The sequence below is a fragment of the Rhizobium sp. SVR5-2C genome, from assembly GCF_056755115.1.
In genome coordinates, this window is record NZ_JBNDHT010000600.1 from 1 (window position 1) to 236 (window position 236).

The window sequence follows — 236 nt, forward strand, 5'->3', positions numbered from 1 at the left end:
CAGCCTCATGATGAATGCTTTCTCGGAAAAGAAAGCCAAGATTATGCTCACGGATATGGTAAACCAAAGCGAAGTAGACGAGCAAAACTGCTACCGTTTTATTTTCGCGGGATCGATGTCAGCGATCGGGAACCCACCTGGCCAGGACATCAACGTAGACCCCATCGACCGATGCTTAGATCACCTCTCGATGGCGTCGGTACTGTTACGAAGACTGGAAGAACGAAAACCTCCCC

General features: G+C 50.0%; 1 protein-coding gene. It reads left to right on the forward strand.

Annotated elements, in window-relative coordinates; translation table 11 throughout:
* Positions 1-236: TIGR02391 family protein (locus ACPYOI_RS37065; RefSeq protein ID WP_481424306.1), on the forward strand; the 236-nt coding region annotated here is incomplete at both ends.